The 21,715-nt window shown below is 41.1% G+C and carries 17 protein-coding genes; 4 read left to right on the top strand and 13 right to left on the bottom strand.

Going from position 1 to position 21,715, the window contains the following annotated elements:
* Window positions 1-78 precede the first annotated feature (78 nt).
* The 8 genes from ABMQ40_RS02345 to amaB form a co-directional block, all read right to left on the bottom strand.
* Window positions 79-1,494 (bottom strand): efflux transporter outer membrane subunit, encoded by a 1,416-nt coding sequence (locus tag ABMQ40_RS02345; protein ID WP_370896150.1) that lies wholly within the window; start codon window positions 1,492-1,494, stop codon window positions 79-81.
* A gap of 77 nt (window positions 1,495-1,571) precedes the next feature.
* Window positions 1,572-4,718, bottom strand: coding sequence for an efflux RND transporter permease subunit (locus ABMQ40_RS02350; RefSeq protein WP_370896152.1), 3,147 nt, complete (start codon window positions 4,716-4,718; stop codon window positions 1,572-1,574).
* Window positions 4,719-4,720: 2 nt separating this feature from the next.
* Window positions 4,721-5,905: an efflux RND transporter periplasmic adaptor subunit gene (locus ABMQ40_RS02355; RefSeq protein WP_370896153.1), complete on the bottom strand. Its 1,185-nt coding sequence runs from the start codon at window positions 5,903-5,905 to the stop codon at window positions 4,721-4,723.
* A gap of 2 nt (window positions 5,906-5,907) precedes the next feature.
* The gene (locus tag ABMQ40_RS02360; RefSeq protein WP_370896156.1) at window positions 5,908-6,363 is read right to left on the bottom strand and encodes a transcriptional regulator; all 456 of its coding nucleotides are present in this window, start codon (window positions 6,361-6,363) and stop codon (window positions 5,908-5,910) included.
* A 115-nt stretch (window positions 6,364-6,478) separates the two neighbouring features.
* Window positions 6,479-6,991 (bottom strand): GNAT family N-acetyltransferase, encoded by a 513-nt coding sequence (locus tag ABMQ40_RS02365; RefSeq protein WP_370896158.1) that lies wholly within the window; start codon window positions 6,989-6,991, stop codon window positions 6,479-6,481.
* Between the two features lie 175 nt (window positions 6,992-7,166).
* Window positions 7,167-7,397 (bottom strand): DUF2007 domain-containing protein, encoded by a 231-nt coding sequence (locus ABMQ40_RS02370; protein ID WP_370896160.1) that lies wholly within the window; start codon window positions 7,395-7,397, stop codon window positions 7,167-7,169.
* 63 nt (window positions 7,398-7,460) lie between these two features.
* Window positions 7,461-8,786, bottom strand: coding sequence for an L-lysine 6-transaminase (lat, locus tag ABMQ40_RS02375; RefSeq protein ID WP_370896162.1), 1,326 nt, complete (start codon window positions 8,784-8,786; stop codon window positions 7,461-7,463).
* A 69-nt stretch (window positions 8,787-8,855) separates the two neighbouring features.
* Window positions 8,856-10,406, bottom strand: a complete 1,551-nt coding sequence (gene amaB / locus ABMQ40_RS02380; protein ID WP_370896164.1) for an L-piperidine-6-carboxylate dehydrogenase — start codon at window positions 10,404-10,406, stop codon at window positions 8,856-8,858.
* Between the two features lie 134 nt (window positions 10,407-10,540).
* Here amaB and ABMQ40_RS02385 point away from each other — a divergent pair, with 134 nt between their 5' ends.
* Entirely contained in the window at window positions 10,541-10,723 is a 183-nt protein-coding gene (locus tag ABMQ40_RS02385) for a hypothetical protein (protein ID WP_370896166.1), read from the top strand.
* A 173-nt stretch (window positions 10,724-10,896) separates the two neighbouring features.
* Here the strand turns inward: ABMQ40_RS02385 and ABMQ40_RS02390 are convergent, their stop codons facing one another.
* The 5 genes from ABMQ40_RS02390 to ABMQ40_RS02410 form a co-directional block, all read right to left on the bottom strand.
* Window positions 10,897-11,430, bottom strand: a complete 534-nt coding sequence (locus ABMQ40_RS02390; protein ID WP_370896168.1) for a sigma-70 family RNA polymerase sigma factor — start codon at window positions 11,428-11,430, stop codon at window positions 10,897-10,899.
* Window positions 11,431-11,549: 119 nt separating this feature from the next.
* Window positions 11,550-11,813, bottom strand: a complete 264-nt coding sequence (locus ABMQ40_RS02395) for a hypothetical protein (protein ID WP_370896170.1) — start codon at window positions 11,811-11,813, stop codon at window positions 11,550-11,552.
* A gap of 84 nt (window positions 11,814-11,897) precedes the next feature.
* The gene (locus ABMQ40_RS02400; protein WP_370896171.1) at window positions 11,898-12,086 is read right to left on the bottom strand and encodes a type II toxin-antitoxin system antitoxin; all 189 of its coding nucleotides are present in this window, start codon (window positions 12,084-12,086) and stop codon (window positions 11,898-11,900) included.
* Between the two features lie 72 nt (window positions 12,087-12,158).
* Complete coding sequence (locus ABMQ40_RS02405; RefSeq protein WP_370896173.1) at window positions 12,159-13,025, bottom strand: SPFH domain-containing protein; 867 nt, start codon at window positions 13,023-13,025, stop codon at window positions 12,159-12,161.
* 198 nt (window positions 13,026-13,223) lie between these two features.
* Window positions 13,224-16,490, bottom strand: a complete 3,267-nt coding sequence (locus tag ABMQ40_RS02410) for a cytochrome c biogenesis protein CcsA (RefSeq protein ID WP_370896175.1) — start codon at window positions 16,488-16,490, stop codon at window positions 13,224-13,226.
* A gap of 293 nt (window positions 16,491-16,783) precedes the next feature.
* Between ABMQ40_RS02410 and ABMQ40_RS02415 the strand changes: the two genes are divergently transcribed.
* The 3 genes from ABMQ40_RS02415 to ABMQ40_RS02425 all read left to right on the top strand — a co-directional run bounded on the left by ABMQ40_RS02415 (window position 16,784) and on the right by ABMQ40_RS02425 (window position 21,712).
* Window positions 16,784-19,312: an FtsK/SpoIIIE family DNA translocase gene (locus ABMQ40_RS02415; RefSeq protein WP_370896177.1), complete on the top strand. Its 2,529-nt coding sequence runs from the start codon at window positions 16,784-16,786 to the stop codon at window positions 19,310-19,312.
* Between the two features lie 189 nt (window positions 19,313-19,501).
* Window positions 19,502-20,149, top strand: a complete 648-nt coding sequence (lolA1, locus tag ABMQ40_RS02420; RefSeq protein ID WP_370896179.1) for an outer membrane lipoprotein periplasmic chaperone LolA1 — start codon at window positions 19,502-19,504, stop codon at window positions 20,147-20,149.
* Window positions 20,150-20,257: 108 nt separating this feature from the next.
* Window positions 20,258-21,712 carry an LptF/LptG family permease gene (locus tag ABMQ40_RS02425; protein WP_370896181.1) on the top strand — a complete coding sequence of 485 codons (1,455 nt, stop codon included), beginning with the start codon at window positions 20,258-20,260 and terminating at the stop codon, window positions 21,710-21,712.
* Window positions 21,713-21,715 lie beyond the last annotated feature (3 nt).

Here is a 21,715-nt window from a genome sequence, read left to right on the forward strand (position 1 = left end):
AATTATTACTTTTTATCACAAATTTATTTCTTATTCTTATCCCGAACTCGGGTTAATTAAACAAACAGGTCTTAACTGCTATTTCCAGCCACCTCCCAAAGCCTGGTAAAGGTCTATGGCGGCTTTCATTTTGCTGTACTGCGCATTTGAGATATTAAGCTCCGCATTCAAAGCGTTTACACTGGCATTCAATACTTCAAGGTAATTGGCCATTCCATAGTTTACCAGCTCCTGGGAATAATCCACCGAGTTTTTGTATGCTAAAAGCTCTTTTCTTTTCAGGTCGATATAGGAATCCTGAACAGAAAATACCCTGATGGCATCGGAAACTTCTTTACCTGCCGTAAGCACCGCTTTTCTAAAATTCAGATATGCCGCTTCCTGATTCGCCAGGCTCACCTCGTAATTGGTTTTAATCTGTCTTCTGTTAAGGATAGGCTGTGTAAGACCGGTCACTACATTGGCAAATAAGGAATTGACACTGAATAAATGATCAATGTCCACAGATTGTATTCCTCCGCTTCCGGTGATCTTAAGGCTTGGATAGAACTGCGCTTTTGCAGAATTGGTCAATTCAAAGGCATTCATCAGATTGTATTCCGCTCTCATCACATCCGGACGGTTGGCTAATAGCTGGGCAGGATATCCTAATTTCAAATCCACCGGAAGCTGCTGGCTTTCCAGGGTAGATCTTTCAATAGCGTGAGAAGGCTCTCCCATCAGCAGGCTCATGGTATTCTCAAGCAGCTGAATCTGTGTATCGATATCGATCAGCAGGGATTTTGCATTGAATACCAACGCTTCACTTTGCTGAACGGCCACTTCCGTTAATGTTCCGGATGCCTTTAAAGCTTTCGTGGTCTCCAGATTCTTTTCCCTGACCGCAATTGTTTCCGTGATAATCTTTTTCTGGGCATCAAAGGTCAGCAGCTGGTAATAGGCAGAGGCAATGGACGCTACCAGGTCGCTTTTTACTGCTTTATGAGCTGCTACGGTACCCAGGTACGTGGCCAGCTGTGCTTTTTCCTGAGCCTTCAGCTTACCCCAAAGATCGGCTTCCCAACCAATACTTGCCGTAATGTCAAACTGATTTACATATCGTCTTTCCCCGATAATCTGCCCGAATTGGGTATTGATAGACTGGGTTTGGAAAGTATAGTTCGGGCCCACAGAAAGAGTTGGCTGATAGGCTGCTTTGCTTTGCTTAAGATAAGCTTCTGCGGAAGTAATATTCTGAAGGGCTATTCTTATATCCAGATTGTTTTCCAGGGCCTTGGAAATATACCCCTGAAGCAACGGATCTGTAAAGATTTCCTTCCAGGAAACACTAGCTATATTGGTACTGTCTGTAGGCAGCATATCTGTACGGAAAAGCTTTTCGTCTGCTACATTCTTCGGCCTTTCATAATCTTTTCTCGCCATACATGATGAGATGGCGCCCAGTATGACCACTGAAAAAGTTATTCCTTTTATGATGTTTATTAAACTCTTCATTATAAAAAATTAGAAGTTAGAAATTAGAGACCGGAAGCCGATCATTGGATCTTGCTTCCGTTTCCCAATTTTTAATTTTACTCTGCTAAATTGATTTCTTCTTTTTTGATAGGTTTGATTTTTTCCTGTAATGTTTCAAAGATCACATATAATACAGGAATTACAAAGAGTCCTAAAACGGTACCTATTAACAATCCTATAGCTGCTCCTGTCGCAATCGACCTGTTCCCTACAGCTCCGATTCCGGTTGCCAGTACCAATGGCAGCAAACCAAAAATAAAGGCAAAAGACGTCATAAGAATCGGTCTTAATCTGGCTTTGGCAGCATTGATGGCAGACATCACGATTGTTTCCCCATGGTGTCTTCTCTGAATAGCAAATTCCACGATCAGAATGGCATTTTTAGCCAATAATCCCACAAGCATGATCAGGGCAATCTGGAAATAGATGTTATTTTCAAGCCCCATGATTTTCTGCCCAAAGTAGGCTCCCATAACCCCCAACGGAAGGGAGATCACCACAATCAAAGGAAGAATATAGCTTTCGTACTGTGCCGAAAGGATAAAATAAACGAAGATTAAACTCAATGCAAAGATCAAAATGGTCTGGGACCCGGAAGCTAATTCTTCTCTTGATAATCCCGTAAATTCAACCGCATAGTTTTGGTTCAGGGTCTGATCTGCTACCTGCTGTACTGCAGCGATGGCGTCTCCGGAACTAAATCCTGCAGAGTTAGCTCCCGTGATCTTCACCGAGGTGAACAGGTTATAACGGCTTACAGACTGTGGTCCGTAGGTTTTATCCAGCCTTACAAACTGGGAAATCGGTGACATTACTCCTGAACCTGTTCTTACATACAGCTCATTTAAATTGTCAATACTTTTTCTGTTTTCAGGAAGAGCCTGAACCATTACCCTGAACTGTTTACCATATTTGGTGAAATCAGCGGTATAAATCCCTCCGATATATCCCTGCATTGTACTCAGGATATCGCTGACGGAAACACCCAGTTGCTTGGCTAACGGAACGTTGATCGTCATCTGATACTGAGGGTATTTTGTATTGAATGAGGTTTGTGCAAATTCTATTTCCGGTCTTTCCATCAATTTTCCGATAAACTCATTCGTTTTGGCGTCCAGATCAGTATATTCGCCTCCCGATTTATCCAGAAGTACCATCTCAAACCCGGCACTGCTACCAAAACCAGGTACACTCGGAGGCTGGAAGAATACGATTTTTGCATCCGGTACTTTCCCGGAGATACCGAATAATCTCTTGGTGATATCTTCAGAGGTCTGGCCGTCTTTCTTCCTTTCCTCAAATGGCTTTAGTTTGATGAAGGCAAGACCGTTATTACTACCATTCCCTGATAAGAAGCCTCTACCCGTAGAGATGGTTACATTTTGAACCCCGGGGATCTGCATTGCACTTTTCTGAAGGGTTTTCAGTGCATTGTATGTCCTTTCCATGGAAGCTCCCGGAGGCAATTGCACATCTGTAAAAATAATTCCTCTGTCCTCGGTAGGTACGAAACCTTTTTTCATGCTTGTACTTGCCCAGTACAGGATTCCTGCCGTAATAACGAATATAACCAGGGTCACCCATTTATGTCTTAAAAGGAAAACGAATCCTCTTCCGTAACGCTCGGTTGCCGTTCTGAAAGCGATATTGAACTTATAGAAAAACTTCTGAATAAAGTTCAGTTTTTGATATTCCTGGTGATGTTCCGCATGCGGCTTTAAGAATAATGAACATAAAACCGGGCTTAAGGTTAAAGCGTTAACCGCAGAAATGACGATGGCCACGATCAGTGTAATCCCGAACTGCTGGTAGAATACCCCGGTAGGTCCTGAAATAAACGTCACCGGGATAAATACCGATGCCATTACCAGGGTAATTGAAATAATGGCTCCTGTAATTTCGCTCATCGCTTCCACAGTTGCTTTTTTAGCGTCGGCAATGCCATGTTCCATTTTAGCATGTACGGCCTCCACAACCACGATCGCGTCATCCACCACAATACCAATCGCAAGAACCAGGGCGAACAACGTTAATAAGTTCAATGAATATCCAAACAGATTCAGAAAGAAAAAGGCTCCCACAATAGATACCGGAACTGCAATGGCCGGGATCAGGGTAGATCTGAAATCCTGGAGGAAAATAAATACAACGATGAATACCAGGATGAATGCTTCAATGAGGGTGTGGACCACCTTGTCTATGGATGCTTCCAAAAACTCATTGGTGTCAAAGTTAAATGTATATTTTATCCCTTGAGGAAAAGTTCCTTCCGCTGATTTAAGATATGCTTTAATGTTTTTAATGATCTCCTGAGCGTTGGAACCCGGTGTCTGGAAGATCCCCATACTGATGGAAGGGTTGTTACCGTTTTCACCGATCCCTGTATAAGACTGGCCTGCCAGCTCAACCTTCGCAACGTCTTTCAGCATCAGATTCTGCCCATCGGCGAGAGACTTAATGATTATATTGTCATATTGTTCCTTATCATTGAATTTACCAACATATTTAATGATATATTCAAAAGAGCTTCCGCTGTTCTGACCGATAGAACCTGCTGCCGCTTCCCTGCTCTGCTCATTGATAGCATTAGTGACATCATCAGGTGTCACGCCGTACGCAGCCATTTTTGCAGGATCAAGCCAGATCCTCATGGAATAGTTCTTCCCACCGAAAACGTTGGCATCACCTACCCCGTTAATCCTTTTGATATTCGGAATAATATTGATATTAAGGAAGTTCTGAAGATATACATCATCCAAATCCTTATTTTCAGAATAGAAGGACATATACATCAGAGCACTCGTCTGCTGCTTCTGTGTAACAACTCCTGAACGGGTTACCTCACTCGGTAATAAAGGGGTAGCCCTGGCGACACGGTTTTGCACGTTTACCGCGGCAATATCGGGATCAATTCCCTGTTTAAAGAAGATCTGGATCTGGGCCGAGCCATCATTTCCGGCAGTAGAGGTAATATAGTCCATCCCTTCCACCCCGTTGATCTGCTCTTCCAAAGGAACTACAACACTCTTCATTACGGTCTCGGCATTAGCACCGGTATAGTTGGTTGAAACACTTACCGTGGGAGGTGCAATATCCGGATATTGTGTGACCGGCAAGGCAATAAGCCCCAAAATACCGAGTATAACAATCAATATTGATATAACGGTAGATAAAACCGGCCTGTTAATAAAGTTCTTTATCATTGTTAGAATTTCGGTTTTATTGATTGAACAAGACTATCCATTTTGACAGGTTTCGGCTTGACTGCGGTTCCGGACTTCAATCCTCCAATACCGGCTGCAACTACCACATCTCCTTTCTTTACCCCGGATTTTATCAAAGCCATGTTGTCGATTCTTTCGATCACATCCACCACTACATTTTTAGCTGTGTCTTTATCAACCTTGTATACATAAACAATTCCCTGTTGCTCATAAGTAGCGCTTTCCGGAACCACAAGCACATTGTCATACCTTTGCGGGAATCTAATCGTTCCGCTGTTTCCGTTGCTCAACAGCTTCTGGGCATTTGAAAAGCCGACTCTGAACTGTATGGTTCCTGTTGTTGGATCAATTTGCCCTGTAATGGCCTCAATTCTTCCTTTTTCAGGATAAAGGCTTCCATTAGCCAGCTGCAGCTCCACCATCGGAAGATTTTTAATCTTTTCAGGCATGGATGCGCCGGGTACTTTTTCAAGGAAATCGAAGTACTCTTTCTCATTCATGGAAAAGTATGCGTACACCTGGGAAGTATCCGAAATGGTCGTCAGAGGAGTCTGATCGGAAGGCCCTACGAGACTACCCACTTTCAGAGGAAGCTTTCCTACAACTCCCGAAATGGGCGCCCTGATGATGGAATACTCAATATTAGCTTCTACGCCTTTGTAATTGGCTGTCGCCTGCTGTCTGGCTGCAATAGCCTGCTGGAGCTGGGCCTGAGCCTGGGCCAGATTGGCCTGGGCAGTCTGAAGCTGAACATTACTGATGATATTTTTAGCAACAAGAGGTTTTAATTTATTCACTTCAACCTGAGCAGCATTTACCGCTGCCTGGGCAGCTGTAACGTTAGACTGGGCAGCGCCAATACCTGCTTTAGCGGCAGCGGCATTTTCGTTAAGGATATTGGTTTCAAGACGAAACAGAGGTTGCCCTTTTGTAACATACTGTCCTTCGTCTACCAAAAGTTGGGTGATATATCCTTGGATTTTTGCCCGTACATCATTATTTACCCTTCCCTGAATAGTGGCGGGAAATGTCTGATAGCCTACAACATTTTTAGTTTCTACAGAAACTACAGGGTAAGGCTTCGGGCCATCCTGTTTCGGAGCTTCTTTTTTGCAGGCAGTTAATGATAATGCTGCAATAGAAAGTATTATTAGCTTATTAGTCATTTTTATAGTTTATTAAGAGATTCCTGAATGTTTTTTATATTTTTATTTAAAAGTGATTTATAGACCTCAGTTCTTTCACTGTTGTCATAATCATGGTCTTTCCTGAAACTATCCAGATCGTCCAGCAGTTTTAATTCGTCTTTCATTTTTTGAACTATTTTTTCAAACCTTATCTTCTTATATTCGTCATTGATGAAGAAATACCGCTTCCTTTCGTCCATTTTATTGTGATCCACAATAAGCTGTGCATTAAGCAGTAAAGATAAACTTGTAGAAACAGAGCTTTTGCTTGCAGACATTACTTCAACAAATTCATCAAAAGTAACCCCCACTTTCTCAAAGTCAAAAAGGAGGTAGGCATAGATTTTGGAAGCTAAAGGCGGTATATTGAAAATTGTGCCATAGAATTTAACGGCATCCTGAAAAATTTTTTCGTCAATTTCTATATTTTTATGCATAAAATAAATCTCGAGCAAAGGTAAATATTAGTTCAGAACTAAACGAACAAACTTAATAGAGTTTATAAATAAACGGCGTTTTAAAAATTCAATGAAAACGGATTTAACTTTTCAGCTAAATGATAATCTTCTCAAAAGCTTTTCTTACACCATCTGACAAAACTACCTCTCCACAATAGGAATATCCTTTACTTTCCAGTATTTTAAGCATGGCTATATTATCATAGTTGGTATCCACCTTTATGCTCTGAATCCCGTGGATCCGGGTAAAATCTTCAATGTGGTCAAAAAGCTCTTTTGCCATTCCCTGTCCGGCAAATTTTTCGTTGACAGCCACCCGGTGAACAACAACAAACTCCCCATTGCTTAGCCATGCTCCCTCAATATTACTGTAAGCCGGCTCATCATTTAGGATCAGGGCGGCATATACTGCGATATCGCCATTCACTGTAAGCACATATCCAAACCCTTTGGCAATATCGCTTTCAACAGTTTCAAGATTGGGATAACCGTTCTGCCACTGTGTGCTCCCGTCCTTTCTTCTTCTTTCGATTGCCTGCTGCAGGATCTCCCAGATCAGATCTCTGTCTTCAGTTTCCGTTTTCCTTAGTTTAATTGTAGGATTCATGATATTGTGATTAAATAATAATTGACATTTTGAGTCAGAAATCAGGAGATGAAACATGTCTGTTTCATTTTCAGAATTTCTAACCTGATAACTAAAATGTTGAATTAAAAAAACCGAAAACTAATTAAAATTAATTTTCGGTTCGAAGTAGTAAAATTTAAAATTATGAAATTGTTTATTGATTTTCATTTTGCTGAAGATAAGCATCAATAATTTCAAATGCTTTCTTCTCATCCAATAAATCTACCATAACTTTTAGCGAGGTAGCCGTTGGCGTAGTTGTAAAAGTAAGGTAATTATTTTCAACTTCATTTTTTATTTGTGCATCGTCTAATTTGGATCTGATTAGCTGAATTTCTGAAGGATTATCACTTTCAAAAACTGATACTCTTGTACTTCTTTCCATATTTCTATCGCTTTTGAGTATCTAAAAATACGACCTTTTTTTTAAAATTACAAATCTTTGATTTTAAATTTTAGTAATGTTCTGCTCTATTTTGTCCAGAGCGAGCTGAATTTCTTCTTTGGTAACATTAAGGTGTGGCCTGAACCGGAGGGACTGATCACCGCAACCCAGAATGATGAGACCATCATTAAAAAGTTCGTCTCTCAACAGGTTTCTCTGTTCATGGGTAGGAAGGTCGATTGCACACATCAGTCCTCTTCCCCTTGCATTTGAAATTTTGTCCGGATATTTCATAGCCATTTTCTGAAGACCTTCCAGAAGGTATTCTCCCACTACTCTCGCGTTTTCTATAAGGTTTTCTTTTTCGATGACCTCCAGGATCAGCTGGAAGCGAAGCATATCTATAAAGTTCCCTCCAAATGTGGAATTGATCCTGGAGCTTTCTCTGAAAACATTGTTCGGGACTTCGTCAAATTTTTCCCTATTGGCCAGGATCCCGCATACCTGGGTCTTTTTACCAAAGGAGATGATATCCGGTTTTGCGGTAAAGTGCTGGAACGCCCACATTTTTCCGGTGATTCCGATACCGGTCTGGACTTCATCAAAGATCAGGAGCACTTCATTTTCATCACAGAGCTTTCTCAGTTCCACAAAAAATTCATCCCTGAAATGGTTATCTCCACCTTCAGCCTGGATAGGCTCGATAATGATACAGGCAACTTTATCAGGATTGGAAAGAATCGCTTCTTCTATGTGTATTAAAGCCAGCCTTTCATTTTTGATGGTTTCTTCCAGATTTTCCTCCGTGATCGGGAAGCTTAGTTTGGGATTAAGGATTCTTGGCCAGTCAAACATCGGAAAGTACTGATATTTTCTTGGGTCAGAAGTATTTGTAAGGCTTAATGTATAGCCGCTTCTTCCGTGGAATGCCTGTCTGAAATGGATACAGATCCCGCCTTCTATGTGAAGCCCTTTTTGAAAGTTTTTATGAGTTTTCCAATCGAAACATGCTTTCATGGCATTTTCAACGGCTAGTGCCCCGCCTTCGATGAAGAAGGCATACTGTAATTCTTCAGGAATAGCTACTCTTTCAAAAGTATCCAGGAAATTAGCATATTCTTCTGAATAAACATCTGCCAGTGTTGGCTTGTTTACGGCCATTTTTCCCAGCCATGCCGATTTTTCAACCAGGTACGGGTGGTTGTACCCTATGGAGGCAGAGGCAAACATAGAGAACATGTCCAGATACTCCCTGTTGCTCAGTTTATCATATAGCCATGATCCGTGGGATTTTTCCATATCCATTACAAGATCAAAGCCGTCTGCCAGAACATGTTTACCTACTGTTTCTTTTACTTTATTTACTTTTATGTCGATTGTATTGTTCATATTAATAAAATTTAGCGATAAATAGAATTGAAAGATCAGGAAATTCTGAACCTGAATTTCCTGGTTGGATTATAAATCAAATTTAATCCCTTGAGCCAAAGGTAGCTGAGTTGTATAATTTATTGTATTCGTCTGCCGTCTCATGTAATACTTCCAGACATCAGATCCGGATTCCCTGCCGCCACCGGTTTCTTTTTCACCACCGAAAGCTCCGCCGATTTCCGCACCGGAAGTCCCGATATTCACATTCGCGATACCACAGTCTGAACCTGCATGGGAAAGGAATAATTCTGCCTCTCTCAGGTTCTGTGTCATAATAGCGGATGACAAGCCCTGAGGAACATCATTCTGAATGGCGATTGCCTCTTCCAGTGTTTTGTATTTGATCAGGTATAAAATAGGTGCGAACGTTTCATGCTGAACGATCTCATAAGAGTTCTTCACTTCAGCGATACATGGCTTCACATAGCAGCCGGACTCGTATCCTTTTCCTTTTAAAACTTCTCCTTCAACAATAAATTTTCCTCCTTCCTTTTTACATTTTTTAATGGCTTCCTGATACTGATTGACGGCATCTGTATCGATAAGCGGGCCCACATGGTTGCTTTCATCCAACGGATTCCCGATTTTCAGCTGGCCGTATGCCTTAACCAGCCTTTTTTTCACTTCATCATAAACACTTTCATGAATGATCAGCCTTCTTGTAGTGGTACATCTTTGCCCCGCCGTTCCCACAGCTCCGAAAACAGCCCCTATAATTGCCATATCCAGGTCCGCGTCTTTGGAAATAATGATTGCATTGTTCCCTCCGAGCTCCAGAATCGATTTTCCGAAACGTTCGGCAACTTTGGAAGACACCATCCTTCCCACTCTTGTGGAGCCGGTGAAGGAAACCAGTGAAATTCTCTTATCATCCACCAGTTTTTGCCCGATCTCATGGTCTGCAACCAGAACACTTGAGATCCCTTCAGGAAGATTATTCTCCTTCAAAACTTCAGCCATGATATTCTGGCAGGCAATAGCGCAAAGCGGGGTCTTCTCAGACGGCTTCCAGATCGTTACATTACCGCAGATCCAGGCCAGAGCGGTATTCCAGGACCAGACTGCCACCGGGAAATTGAAAGCCGTAATGATGCCTACAATTCCCAGAGGGTGATACTGCTCATACATCCTGTGCCCGGGCCTTTCCGAATGCATCGTATACCCGTGAAGCTGTCTTGACAGCCCTACAGCGAAATCACATATATCGATCATTTCCTGAACCTCTCCCAGCCCTTCCTGTAAAGATTTACCCATTTCATAGGAAACCAGCTTTCCAAGATCTTCTTTATACTGCCTTAATTTCTGACCTAATTGCCTGACAATTTCTCCTCTTTTAGGTGCAGGAATCAACCGGAATTCCTGAAATGCTTTCTGAGCGGTTTCGACTACCTTATCATAATCACTTTCCCCGGAAGTTTTTATCTTAGCAATCAGCTGCCCGTCCACAGGAGAAAAACTTTCTATTGTTTTCCCCGAAGCAAAGTATTTTCCGCCTACTGAAGTTCCCTTATTCTCATCCTTGATTCCTAAATTTTTAAGTGTTTTTTCGATTCCAAAATCTTTAACTTTTTTAGACATAAATATTACTTTTCGTTTTCCCTAAAGTTAAAAATATTATGTGAAACGCAAAATTTTAATTTTTTAACACCTTTTTTATTTGGACTAATTATAAACATGCTTATCTTTGTGAAGTCATCCTTTGAATTTCAAAAATGGAACAGAATAAACCTGCAGAAGAAAAAAATTCCAAGTGGAAACAATGGGTTAAACGCTTTGGAATAGGCGGAATAATATTTTTTACGGTAAAAGGAATTATTACCTCTACCCTTATCTATTTTCTGGGTAAAAATTTCTGGAGCGTTATCAGCAATTATTTTACTGCAATATTTGATTAATTAATTGATATACAAAACTAAAAGCAGAGGAAACCTCTGCTTTTTTGTTTAAGTGACCATAAATTAAAAATCAGTATTTATTTTGTCCATTACCCGGGACACAATCTCATCACAGTAAATCAGGTTGAACTCAAAAATCTCTTCTTTAACATACGATCTCTCAATCTCTTTTCTCAGGTATGCTTTAGCCTGTTTACACGAACCTTTACATTACTTTCGCTGATTTCCAGGACTTCGGCTGTCTCCCGGACACTTAGCCCGTTAATTTCTCTTAAAGTAAAAGCCGTTCGGTAATCCTCCGGAATCCTGAGAAGGCTTTTTTCAATAATCGAACGTAATTCTGTATTCATTACCTGATCTGATGTTTCTGTATTATGAAGATCCGTAATAATCTGGCTGTTATTATCCAAAGATTCCATATGCTTTGTATACCATTTCTGCCTCTTATGAAAACAGCGGTTAAGCATTATTTTTGAAATCCAGGTCCGGAAAGACGACCGGTTCCCAAACTGACCAAGATGGGTAAATGCATCCATATAAGTCTCCTGCATCAGATCCTGAATATCTTCATGGCTAAAGTTATACATTTTTCCAATCCTGTACAGGTAAGGCTTATTCCGCCGGATGATTAATTCAAAAATCGCGGTCTCTTTATTAAGCACCTTTTCAATTAATTCCTGGTCAGTATATTTCTTTTCTGTTTTCATTGATCTACAGTGAATGCCAATCGTGTCATTGAATAGGCTGAAATAGCCATTACCAGATCCCTTACAGCAACATCAGCAAAATTCCAGCCAGCCAATAGCGTTAATGCGATTAAAACCAGCTAGGCTGAAACGATCAGGCCTCCGGTCTTAGGTCTTGTAAATACTAAAATTCCTGCAATAATCTCAATAATCCCCACAATCATCATGAAGGTATGATCCGAAAAAGGCAGCATATTGTGAATGGCAGGATTAATGTATTGTGACCAGTCACAAAGGATGTTTGTGAACTTATCCAGCCCTGCCGCAACAGGAATTATCGTAAAGGTAAATTTCAAAGTATTAAAAACAGGTTTAACGTTTTGTTTTAGTTGTGTAGCTTCCATTTTATTTTTTTTAAGTTAAAAACCATTACTTCTAAAACAATAGAGTAAAGCTGAAATAAAAAGGTTACAATTTATTTCAGACCGTTACTCTTTCTTTTTCCTTCCTGCATTGATCAAACTTTGATGGAGCAGATATTCAATCTGCCCGTTTACACTTCTGAATTCATCGTTCGCCCATTTTTCCAGGAGTTTATAGGTAGATTCATCTATCCTTATTATAAAGGATTTTTTGCCCTTTCCGGAAGAGTGGTGCTGAGTTTTTTCTGATTTCATTTTAATTCAGATGGCCCGATTCATCTTATTTTGAAACAACAAGACAAGATCATCAATAGAATCAGGGGTAATTTAATTATACAATGTTCCGGCGTTCAGGATCGGGGTTGCAGCTTTTTCGCCACAAAGAACCACCATAAGGTTGCTTACCATTGCCGCTTTTCTTTCATCGTCCAGATCTACGATATTGTCTTCAGAAAGCTTTTTCAAAGCCAGATCCACCATTCCTACAGCGCCTTCGACGATTTTAGTCCGTGCTGCCACAATAGCTGTTGCCTGCTGTCTCTGAAGCATGGCTCCGGCAATTTCGGACGCATAAGCCAGGTGCGTGATTCTGGCCTCCTGAATGATAATCCCCGCAGGAGCCAGGCGCTCTGACAATTCCTGTTCCAGGATCTTATTCACCTGATCGCCACCATCTCTCAATGTAATATCCGCATGCTCATCTTCAAGGTTGTCATAAGGGAAACTTACAGCCAGGTGCCTTACAGCCGCTTCACTCTGCATTCTTACATAATCCGTATACCGCTCCACCTCATAGGCGGCTTTATAGGTATCTCCCACCTTCCAGACGATTACGGCAGCAATTTCAATAGGATTCCCCATTTTATCATTGACCTTTAAGGTCTGGCCCTGCAAGTTTTCTGACCGGAGGCTGATCTTCTGCGAGGAATACAACGGATTAATAAAAAACAGTCCGTTTTCTTTCACCGTACCCACATACTTTCCGAAAAAGTTCAGCACCCTGGAATGGTTAGGCTGAATGATCATCAGTCCTTTAAGGAAAAAACAGAAAAGAATGAAGCTGATCAACGCCATGATCACAAAAGTAAAGCTTCTGTCAATTCCGATGATAAACAGGTACACGGAAGCGGCAAGCAGGATCAGACCGATTATCAGTGTAAGGTATCCTGACATGGGTTTTAATGATTTTTCCATAATATAGATTTTTAATGATATTATTTTGATATCATAAAGATATGAATAATTTGAATAGAAAAATATTTTTTACGGATATCAAGGAAGTCTGAGATCCACAATGGCATTATACGTATTGAACATATATTTCTTTTCTAAGCATTGAAATATAAAATCCCGGAACTAGTCCGGGATTCTGTATTGAATATATATGTTTTTTTACTTCTTGGTTAATATCTTAAATTTAAAATAAGAAGCTACTGCCAGAATCAGCATGGTGGAAAGCCCGATATATACCCATGCCGGCACCGGTACCGGATCTCCTGCCGCATAGGAATGAAGCCCGCTCAGGTAATAGTTTACCCCGAAATACGTCATTACCATCGAGCAGAATGCGAACATGGCTGCAACATGGAAAGCCCACCTGCTCCTCAATCCCGGAACCAACCGCATATGGACAACAAAAGCATATACCATGATGGATATGAAAGCCCATGTTTCCTTAGGATCCCAGCTCCAGTACCTTCCCCAGGATTCATTTGCCCAGATGCCCCCGAGGAAGTTTCCTACCGTCAAAGCGAATAGCCCGATAGTTAAAGACATTTCAGAAACAATTGTCAATTCCTTCAGAGTGGTATCATGATGCAGTTTATAGGTCCCTTTACTTGAAATGATATAAAATACCAGACAGATCACCGCAATAATCATTGACAGGGCAAAAAAGCCATAGCTTGAGGTAATGATGGCTACGTGAACGATAAGCCAGTAAGACTTCAGCACCGGTACAAGCGGTGTGATCTGCGGATCAAGAGCAGAGCCACCGTGCGCAAACCCCATCATAATCACCGCCACCATAAATCCGGCTGCGGGAATCAGTGCGTTGGAGTTTCTGTAAAGCAATAAGCCGGCTGTAATTCCCACCCATGAAATAAAAATAATAGCCTCATATCCATTGCTCCAGGGAGCATGCCCTGAGATATACCATCTTGCAACAAGCCCCAGGAAATGGAAGATATATCCGATGATACCTACCGCAATAATTGCCTTAATGATTTTATTTAAAATTTTATTCGGCCTGAATAGTTCCACAAATCCTAAAATCAGGAGCAGCCCTCCGATCAGGGTATAGAATATCAGCAATTTGAAATTGATGTTCATTTTGTTCATAAACACTTCCAGATCAACTTTGGACTGGGAGGGAACAACACTTTTGCCCCATTTTTGCTGATAATCTGAAAGCTTTTTCAATTCCACATCAGCTTTGGCCCAGTTGCCGGTCTGCTGTGCAGCTAACACTTCCGCAAAATAAGGTCCCATTACCTGCTGGGATTCCATATCCGGCTCAAACTTTTGGTCCAGCCAAGAATTCCAGGTATGGTTTGGATCATTTTTTACAGGAACTATTCTCATAAACTGCCCGCTGAAAAATTCGTTGAAAATCTGAACCCTTTCGTTGACAGCAATAACTTCCTTATCATAATTGGTTTGCTCGGCAGGCTTTTTACGGAAGGCCACATTATAATCATGATCAAGGATATAGGTAAGGTTTCCGTTGGCATCAGCCGGGAAAAGATTCATTAATGATGTGTAGCCGTCATCATTGGCCTTGGTTTTTTTCTTCAGCTCGTCACCCCCTTTTGAGCCTACCTTAATGATCGGAACCATTGTCCAGCTCGGAGTATCCGTATTGATGGACAGGAACCATTGGTTGGCTGTAAGAGATTTGCCATCTGATCCCTTAAACTCGTCTTTTTTGTATAGTTTTCTTAAAACATCGAGCGCCTCCGTATTGATGGGAACAATTCTTCCTTCAAAGTTTTGAACAAGGAGATATCCGAATTTATCAGCATGCTCCCTGGTGATCTTATTCCTGGCGATGATCTCATCGGGGGAAATGGTTCGCATTTTGGTTAATGGCGCAGCCAGGGAATTTTGTCTTGGTGCCACATTTCCTTTTGCCATTTCCGGAGAAGCGGCATGATCATGCTCCTCACCTTCCACATGGATGTGCTCCCTGCTTCCGTCCGTAGTTCCATGAGTTTCGATTTTCTGCCCGTTCAAACCTAAGCTTAAGACCAGCAGGACAACCATTGCTGCCTTCTTCTTATTGACATCGGAAAGCATTTTATTCAGCTTCCAGAAATGAGTCCCTTTCCAGAAGAAAATAAAGAACATTCCCGCAAATAAAAGCGTATATCCGATATAGGAAACCAATGTTCCCCAGAAATCATGGTTTACAGACAATACGGTCCCCATCCTGTCCGGATCAAAACTTGCCTGGAAAAAACGGTATCCTTTATGATTCAAAACGTGATTCATATAAATTTTATAAGGGGTCTGCTTTCCTTCATCAATAATTTGCACATGGCTTTCATAAGCACTTGGGGATGAACTTCCGGGATATGTTTCCATTACGAAATCATCGAGCTTGAGTGCAAAAGGTGTATTGTATATTTTAGGACCGAACCCGACCATGATGTTCAATCCATCCATGCTTACCTGTTTGAAAGCATTTGGATTTCCTTTTTCAACCGACAGATCCACCAATTGTTTCGTTTTTGGCCCCTGGATCTCTATAGTAAGCATATCAGGAACATTGGCATCTTTTTTCCTGTCTCCTTCAAAGGCCATCAGCCTGCCCTTTTTAAGTCCTTCAGGAACTACGAGCTTAAGATCGTTGATGCTATATAAACTCCTTAATACCAAAGGCTGGAACTCATCTTTTTTCGTATTCCCCGTCGCCTGCGTTGCCATGGTCATATAGCTTGCGTCAACAGGGGTTTTGATCAGTAGTTTTCCTCCATCATTTCTGAACTCCACAGCACCGTCGATCGCTCTGTTGAAGGTTACCAGGGTTCCGTTAATAGATTTGGCCTCTCCCGGCTTGATATAGATGTTTTGTCTTCCGGCCTGTCCAGTTGAAACCAGATGAAGATATTCCGTACCATTCTGGTCAGCAATCAGGCTGTCTTTTTTTCTCTGGATATATTCTTTGGCCGCTACTTTCAGCTGTTTTCCGTGGAAATCATAAGTAGCCTTAAAATCTTTATGTAATGGAGACATCAGATAAGGGATGTCCTGATAGTTAAGCACATCGCCGTTTTCTTCGATCTGGATCTTAAAGAAGTTTTTATCAGTCACTATTTCATTTGAAGTTTCTCCTTCCCTGATATGCATGGTGCCTTCAAAGCTGATATATCTGGTAATGGCACCTCCTATAAAGATGAAAACAAAAGCAAGGTGGAAAACCAGAACCGGCCATTTCTCCCTTCTCCAAAGCCTGTATCTTCCGATGTTACCTATAAAGTTTAAAATAAGCAAAAGCATGATCAGTTCAAACCACTTTGCTTCATAAATTAATGCTTTCGCAGTAGGAGTTCCGTAATCATTTTCTAAAAACGTAGCATAAGCCATCGCAAATGCATAAACCAGCAATAACACAGCCATCGTCCTGGTTGAAATAAGAATGTCCTGGAGCTTCTTCATGATTTTTTTACTTGACATGCAAAAATAAGGATGATTAATTAAAAGGTCGACAAAAAAAGCTGTTATTTGTCATTTAAAAGCATTGCAATCCTTATTTTGAATCATTCTTAATAAGTTATGATTTCAGAAAGAATTTTAATTAAAATTTTCCCGGTAATGGTTTTTTTTAACTTCGGAATGATCAATCAGATAAATTGTATTTTTAGGGTTACAGCCCTACAACAGACTTTCTATTTAAGCAAAAAGATTCTTTTTAATGTTGAAAAAACATTAAATTTGCCCACATTGATATTATGGATAAAAAGACACAAACAAAACAGCAGGAAATGCCTGAAAAAGGCAAAATATTATCTAAGCCCCGTATTTTTTTCGGGCTTACTTTCATTCTTTTCTCTGTAGTTCTCACTTTTTCCTTCATTTCTTATCTGATGAACTGGAAAGCGGATCAGAGCCAGGCGGGAACCATGCTTGACAAGGAAATTAAATCTTCCAATATTTTCGGGAAAGTAGGTGACTGGCTGGGGAATATCTTCATATTTGAAAGCATCGGCGTGGCCTCCTTTATCATTGCTTTCTTGTTTCTGGTATTCGGAATGATCATATTGAAGAAGAAAATGTTCAAACCCTGGAAAACCATCGGCCATTCACTATTCTTTATCTGTTGGCTGCCTATATTTTTTGGAGCAGTCACTAAAGGCCAGGGAGTATTGGGCGGTGTTTACGGCTATCAGATTATGGATACCCTTAATGCCATGATCGGAACCGTGGGGCTTTGGCTTGTGCTTGCCGCAAGTATCCTTTTATATTTTATACTGGAGTTCAATCTCCGTCCGAGCTCTATCAAGGCTAAGCTTAATGATATCAACGAAAATACGATAGGAAGGGTAAGATCCATGATTCCAAGCTCCGATGAAAATTTCCAGGCTGATGAGGAGCTGATGGAAGAGGTTCAGGACAGTCCGTTAAACGTTAAGGTAACAGATACTACCGATATAAAAACACCGGACCCGGTGGAGATACCAAAAGGATTCCCGGAAGTTCCTGTTTCTACCAACCTGGAGCCGATCACTACTCCTAACCAGACCTCATTTGAGGAAGATAAAAAAGATTTTTCGCAGCCTGTAAACATCAATCTTAATCCCAAGCCCGGCATTCCGGTTTCAAGTCCTGAAGAAGCTTTTGATATCAGACCTTCAGCTCCGGCAACTCCTTCCACACAGGAAAACATTAAATTCAATGTGGAGGTTGCTCCGGTGGTGGATATCCTGGATGATTCTGAAAGGAAATCCCAGGAGCTTGTTGAAAAGCATGGGCTTTATGACCACAAATTAGATCTGGCCGGGTTCCAGATGCCTACCGTAGATCTTCTGAAGGATTACGGAAGTGAAGAGATCTCCATCAATAAAGAAGAACTGGAGGAAAATAAAAATAAGATCGTTGGTCTTTTAAAGAACTTCAATGTAGGAATTGCAGAAATCAAAGCTACTATCGGCCCTACGGTCACCTTGTATGAAATAGTGCCGGAAGCGGGGATCAGAGTAGCTGCGATTAAAAAATTGCAGGATGATATCGCCCTGAATCTTTCTGCTTTGGGGATCAGGATCATTGCACCTATGCCGGGAAAAGGGACTATCGGGATCGAGGTTCCCAGAAAGAATCCTACCATGGTTTCCATGCGCTCGGTAATCGCCTCGCAAAAATTCCAGAATACAGATATGGACCTGCCTGTAGTTTTCGGGAAAACAATTTCCAATGAGATCTTCATGGCTGACCTGGCTAAAATGCCTCACCTCCTGATGGCGGGGGCCACGGGGCAGGGAAAATCCGTGGGTATCAACGCTATTCTTACCTCTCTACTTTATAAAAAACATCCGAGTGAACTGAAGTTTGTGATGGTAGATCCTAAAAAGGTGGAACTTTCCCTATACTCAAAAATTGAAAGACATTACCTGGCCAAGCTGCCGGATGCGGAGGAAGCGATCATTACAGACACCAATAAAGTAATCAATACTCTGAACTCTCTCTGTATCGAGATGGACACGAGATATGACCTCCTGAAAAATGCATTCTGCAAAAATTTAAAGGAATACAACAAAAAATTCGCTGAAAGAAAATTAAATCCTGAGAACGGGCACCGCTATCTGCCGTACATAGTTCTCGTAGTGGATGAGTTTGCCGATCTGATCATGACGGCCGGAAAAGAGGTTGAACTACCGATCGCCAGGTTGGCCCAGCTGGCCCGGGCAGTAGGTATTCACCTTATCGTTGCCACCCAAAGACCTTCTGTGAATGTGATCACGGGGATGATCAAGGCCAACTTCCCTGCAAGGGCTGCATTCCGTGTGATTTCCAGCGTGGATTCCAGGACGATCCTGGATTCACCGGGCGCTGATCAGCTGATCGGTAAGGGAGATATGCTGTATTTTAACGGAAATGAAATATTGAGGCTCCAATGTGCCTTCGTAGATACCCCGGAAGTAGAAAGGATCGCCGAATATATCGGTGAGCAAAAAGGATATTCATCTGCCTTCCTTCTTCCTGAGTATGTTTCCGAAGATTCCTCAGGCTCAGTTGCAGCTTTCGATCCTAATGAAAAAGATGCTTTGTTTGAGGAAGCGGCGAGGATTATCGTTTCCACCCAGCAAGGATCCACCTCCATGCTTCAAAGACAGTTGAAGCTCGGATATAACAGGGCCGGAAGAATTATGGACCAGCTGGAAGCCAGTGGCATTGTAGGCGGATTCAACGGAGCCAAAGCAAGAGAGGTTCTGATCAGTGATATGCATTCCCTCGAGCAATTCCTTGAGGATCTCAGAAAATAAGTACAGAGATATCAATACCAATCCGGATAACCCGATAAAAAAACCCTTTAAACGTAAATCTTTTGTTTTGTAGGACAGTTTGTCCTTTGGAACAGTTTTTGAAAAGATTTGCGCGGATAAGTCCTAATGGCCATCGGGTATTTAACTTTTAGTGTCTGGAAATGTCTAAATATTATTAAATTAAAAAAAATGAAAAATATTATTTCAAAAATCATATTGGGATGCTTTATAGCAGGAGCAACCGGATTGATGTATGCACAGAAAATTGATGCAAAGGCGAAGAAGATCCTGGATGATGTTACAGCCAACTATAATTCCAAAAAGAATTCCTATTTTAAATTTTCTTTCGGGAGCGGCGTCAACGGCCAGGTTACCAAAACGGAACCTGGGATCTATTATGCTGCCGGAGATAAATATAAGCTGAAAATCATGGATACGGAACAGATTTTTGATGGAAACAAAATCTACAACATTAATGCTGAAGATATGGAAGTAACGATCGCAAAGCCTAATGGAAGCAGCACCATGTTCTCCCCTATCAACTACCTTTCCACATACAGAAATGATTATAATGTGGCATATAACGGTAAGAAAATGGTAAACGGCGTTAATGCGGATTTCATCAAACTGACTCCGGTAAAGTCGAACGGGATAAAGTATGTCTACCTTTTTGTGGATTCTGCAAAAAAGCAGATGGTAAAACTGGAGCAGCACGGAAATAATAAGGATGTTGCCGTGATCGCCATCAAAGAATACAAGGAAAACCAGAACCTGGATCCTGATATGTTCACCTTTGATAAGAGCAAGTACAAGAATTACGTTATTACAGAGCTTTAACAATAGATGGCAACTGGCAGCCAGCCCGCCGTTCTACCCTATCATAAAAAATTATAAAATATAAGAGCCACAAGAACAACTTTGTGGCTTTTTGATTAATTTTGGCGAATGTTAAAAATACTAGACCGATATATCATAAAAACCTTTTTTGGGCCATTTTTCTTTATATTCAGTGTATTGTTTTTCATCTTCATTGTAAACATCATCTGGGTCCAGCTAGGACAGTTTATGGGAAAAGGATTAAGCTACTGGCAGATTCTTAAGCTTCTTTTTTATCTGGGAGTAAGCGTGATCAGTATGGTTTTGCCACTCACTATTCTTCTGGCAAGCATCATGTCTTTCGGCGAATTTGGAGAACGGTACGAGCTGGCTGCCATGAAAGCCGCAGGTATTTCCCTGACCAGGGTGATGATCCCTCTGCTGGGCGTTACCACTATTCTGTCTATCATGCTTTACTTCTTCTCTAATAATATTATCCCGGATTTTCAGAGAAAAGCAAAGAATATGCTTTTCAATATCGCACAGACCAAACCCGCCCTGAATTTTACCCCGGGTCAGTTTATCGACCAGATACCCGGCTATATGGTGAAATTTGATAAAATCTATGGTGAAAACGGAGAAAATATTGAAGGGGTCTTTGTTCATAGGAAAGCCAGCACTTATGAAAATCAGCAGTCGATTGTAGCGGAAAAAGGAAAGTTTGTTCCTGCCGCCAATAAAAATTTCCTGAAGCTGGTTCTGTATAATGGCTATATATATGAAGACAATTTTGCGGGAAAGGGAGAGAATGCACGTCTAAAACAGCCTGATCAGGCAATCAAATTTGATACACTGGTTTCACACTTTGATGTCAGTGAGATCATCAACAAAGCTATTGAACGGGAGCAGATCACGGATGATTATCGTTTTCAAACCTATAATCAGCTAAATGAAACCATAGTTAAAACTAAAAAGGATAATGGAAAATTCCTGGAAACCGTCACCGGTGAAGTCCTGAATCAGGCCAACTCCCTGGTAAGCTATATGGACAGGAATAAATCCAAGGCTACTCCAAAAGCCCAGGTGAAGCTGGACACGGTAAAAACCGACAGGAAGCTGGAGATGATCTACAATGCCTATAACAGGCTGGATAACCTGAAAACAACAGCTGAAACTAAAAAGGGTGATATTGCACCCAACTTGAAATATTTCAGCAAAGTTGTTATTTATCAGCAAAGGATCGTTACTTACTCATTCACCTGTATCATTTTCTTTTTGATCGGTGCCAGCCTGGGGTCCATTATCAGAAAAGGAGGAATGGGACTCCCGGTAATTATCGCTATTATTATTTTTATCATCTTTTATATTATTAACGTAGGAGTTGAAAATATTGCATGGACCGGCAACATGAATCCTTATCTTGCAGCCTGGGTTCCTAACATCATCCTCTTCCCTTTTGGGGTCTGGATGACTTACAAGGCCCTTACGGATTCTCAGTTATTCGATGCCGAAAAATACAAAGCTTTCTTTAAGCCTATTACAAAACGGTTCTCTAAAAATAAAGAGCATAAAAGATATCAATAAAAA

It is taken from the genome of Chryseobacterium gossypii, assembly GCF_041361455.1.
GTDB classification, from domain to species: Bacteria; Bacteroidota; Bacteroidia; order Flavobacteriales; family Weeksellaceae; genus Chryseobacterium; species Chryseobacterium gossypii.

Excerpts from the sequence above, each read along its gene's own strand:
- ABMQ40_RS02395 (WP_370896170.1), bottom strand. The coding sequence starts at position 11,813 with ATGGAAGCTACACAACTAAAACAAAACGTTAAACCTGTTTTTAATACT.
- amaB (WP_370896164.1), bottom strand. The coding sequence starts at position 10,406 with ATGTCTAAAAAAGTTAAAGATTTTGGAATCGAAAAAACACTTAAAAAT.
- ABMQ40_RS02400 (WP_370896171.1), bottom strand. The coding sequence starts at position 12,086 with ATGAAATCAGAAAAAACTCAGCACCACTCTTCCGGAAAGGGCAAAAAA.
- lat (WP_370896162.1), bottom strand. The coding sequence starts at position 8,786 with ATGAACAATACAATCGACATAAAAGTAAATAAAGTAAAAGAAACAGTA.
- ABMQ40_RS02360 (WP_370896156.1), bottom strand. The coding sequence starts at position 6,363 with ATGCATAAAAATATAGAAATTGACGAAAAAATTTTTCAGGATGCCGTT.
- ABMQ40_RS02405 (WP_370896173.1), bottom strand. The coding sequence starts at position 13,025 with ATGGAAAAATCATTAAAACCCATGTCAGGATACCTTACACTGATAATC.
- ABMQ40_RS02350 (WP_370896152.1), bottom strand. The coding sequence starts at position 4,718 with ATGATAAAGAACTTTATTAACAGGCCGGTTTTATCTACCGTTATATCA.
- ABMQ40_RS02410 (WP_370896175.1), bottom strand. The coding sequence starts at position 16,490 with ATGAAGAAGCTCCAGGACATTCTTATTTCAACCAGGACGATGGCTGTG.
- ABMQ40_RS02345 (WP_370896150.1), bottom strand. The coding sequence starts at position 1,494 with ATGAAGAGTTTAATAAACATCATAAAAGGAATAACTTTTTCAGTGGTC.
- ABMQ40_RS02370 (WP_370896160.1), bottom strand. The coding sequence starts at position 7,397 with ATGGAAAGAAGTACAAGAGTATCAGTTTTTGAAAGTGATAATCCTTCA.
- ABMQ40_RS02390 (WP_370896168.1), bottom strand. The coding sequence starts at position 11,430 with ATGAAAACAGAAAAGAAATATACTGACCAGGAATTAATTGAAAAGGTG.
- lolA1 (WP_370896179.1), top strand. The coding sequence starts at position 19,502 with ATGAAAAATATTATTTCAAAAATCATATTGGGATGCTTTATAGCAGGA.
- ABMQ40_RS02425 (WP_370896181.1), top strand. The coding sequence starts at position 20,258 with ATGTTAAAAATACTAGACCGATATATCATAAAAACCTTTTTTGGGCCA.
- ABMQ40_RS02365 (WP_370896158.1), bottom strand. The coding sequence starts at position 6,991 with ATGAATCCTACAATTAAACTAAGGAAAACGGAAACTGAAGACAGAGAT.
- ABMQ40_RS02385 (WP_370896166.1), top strand. The coding sequence starts at position 10,541 with ATGGAACAGAATAAACCTGCAGAAGAAAAAAATTCCAAGTGGAAACAA.
- ABMQ40_RS02415 (WP_370896177.1), top strand. The coding sequence starts at position 16,784 with ATGGATAAAAAGACACAAACAAAACAGCAGGAAATGCCTGAAAAAGGC.
- ABMQ40_RS02355 (WP_370896153.1), bottom strand. The coding sequence starts at position 5,905 with ATGACTAATAAGCTAATAATACTTTCTATTGCAGCATTATCATTAACT.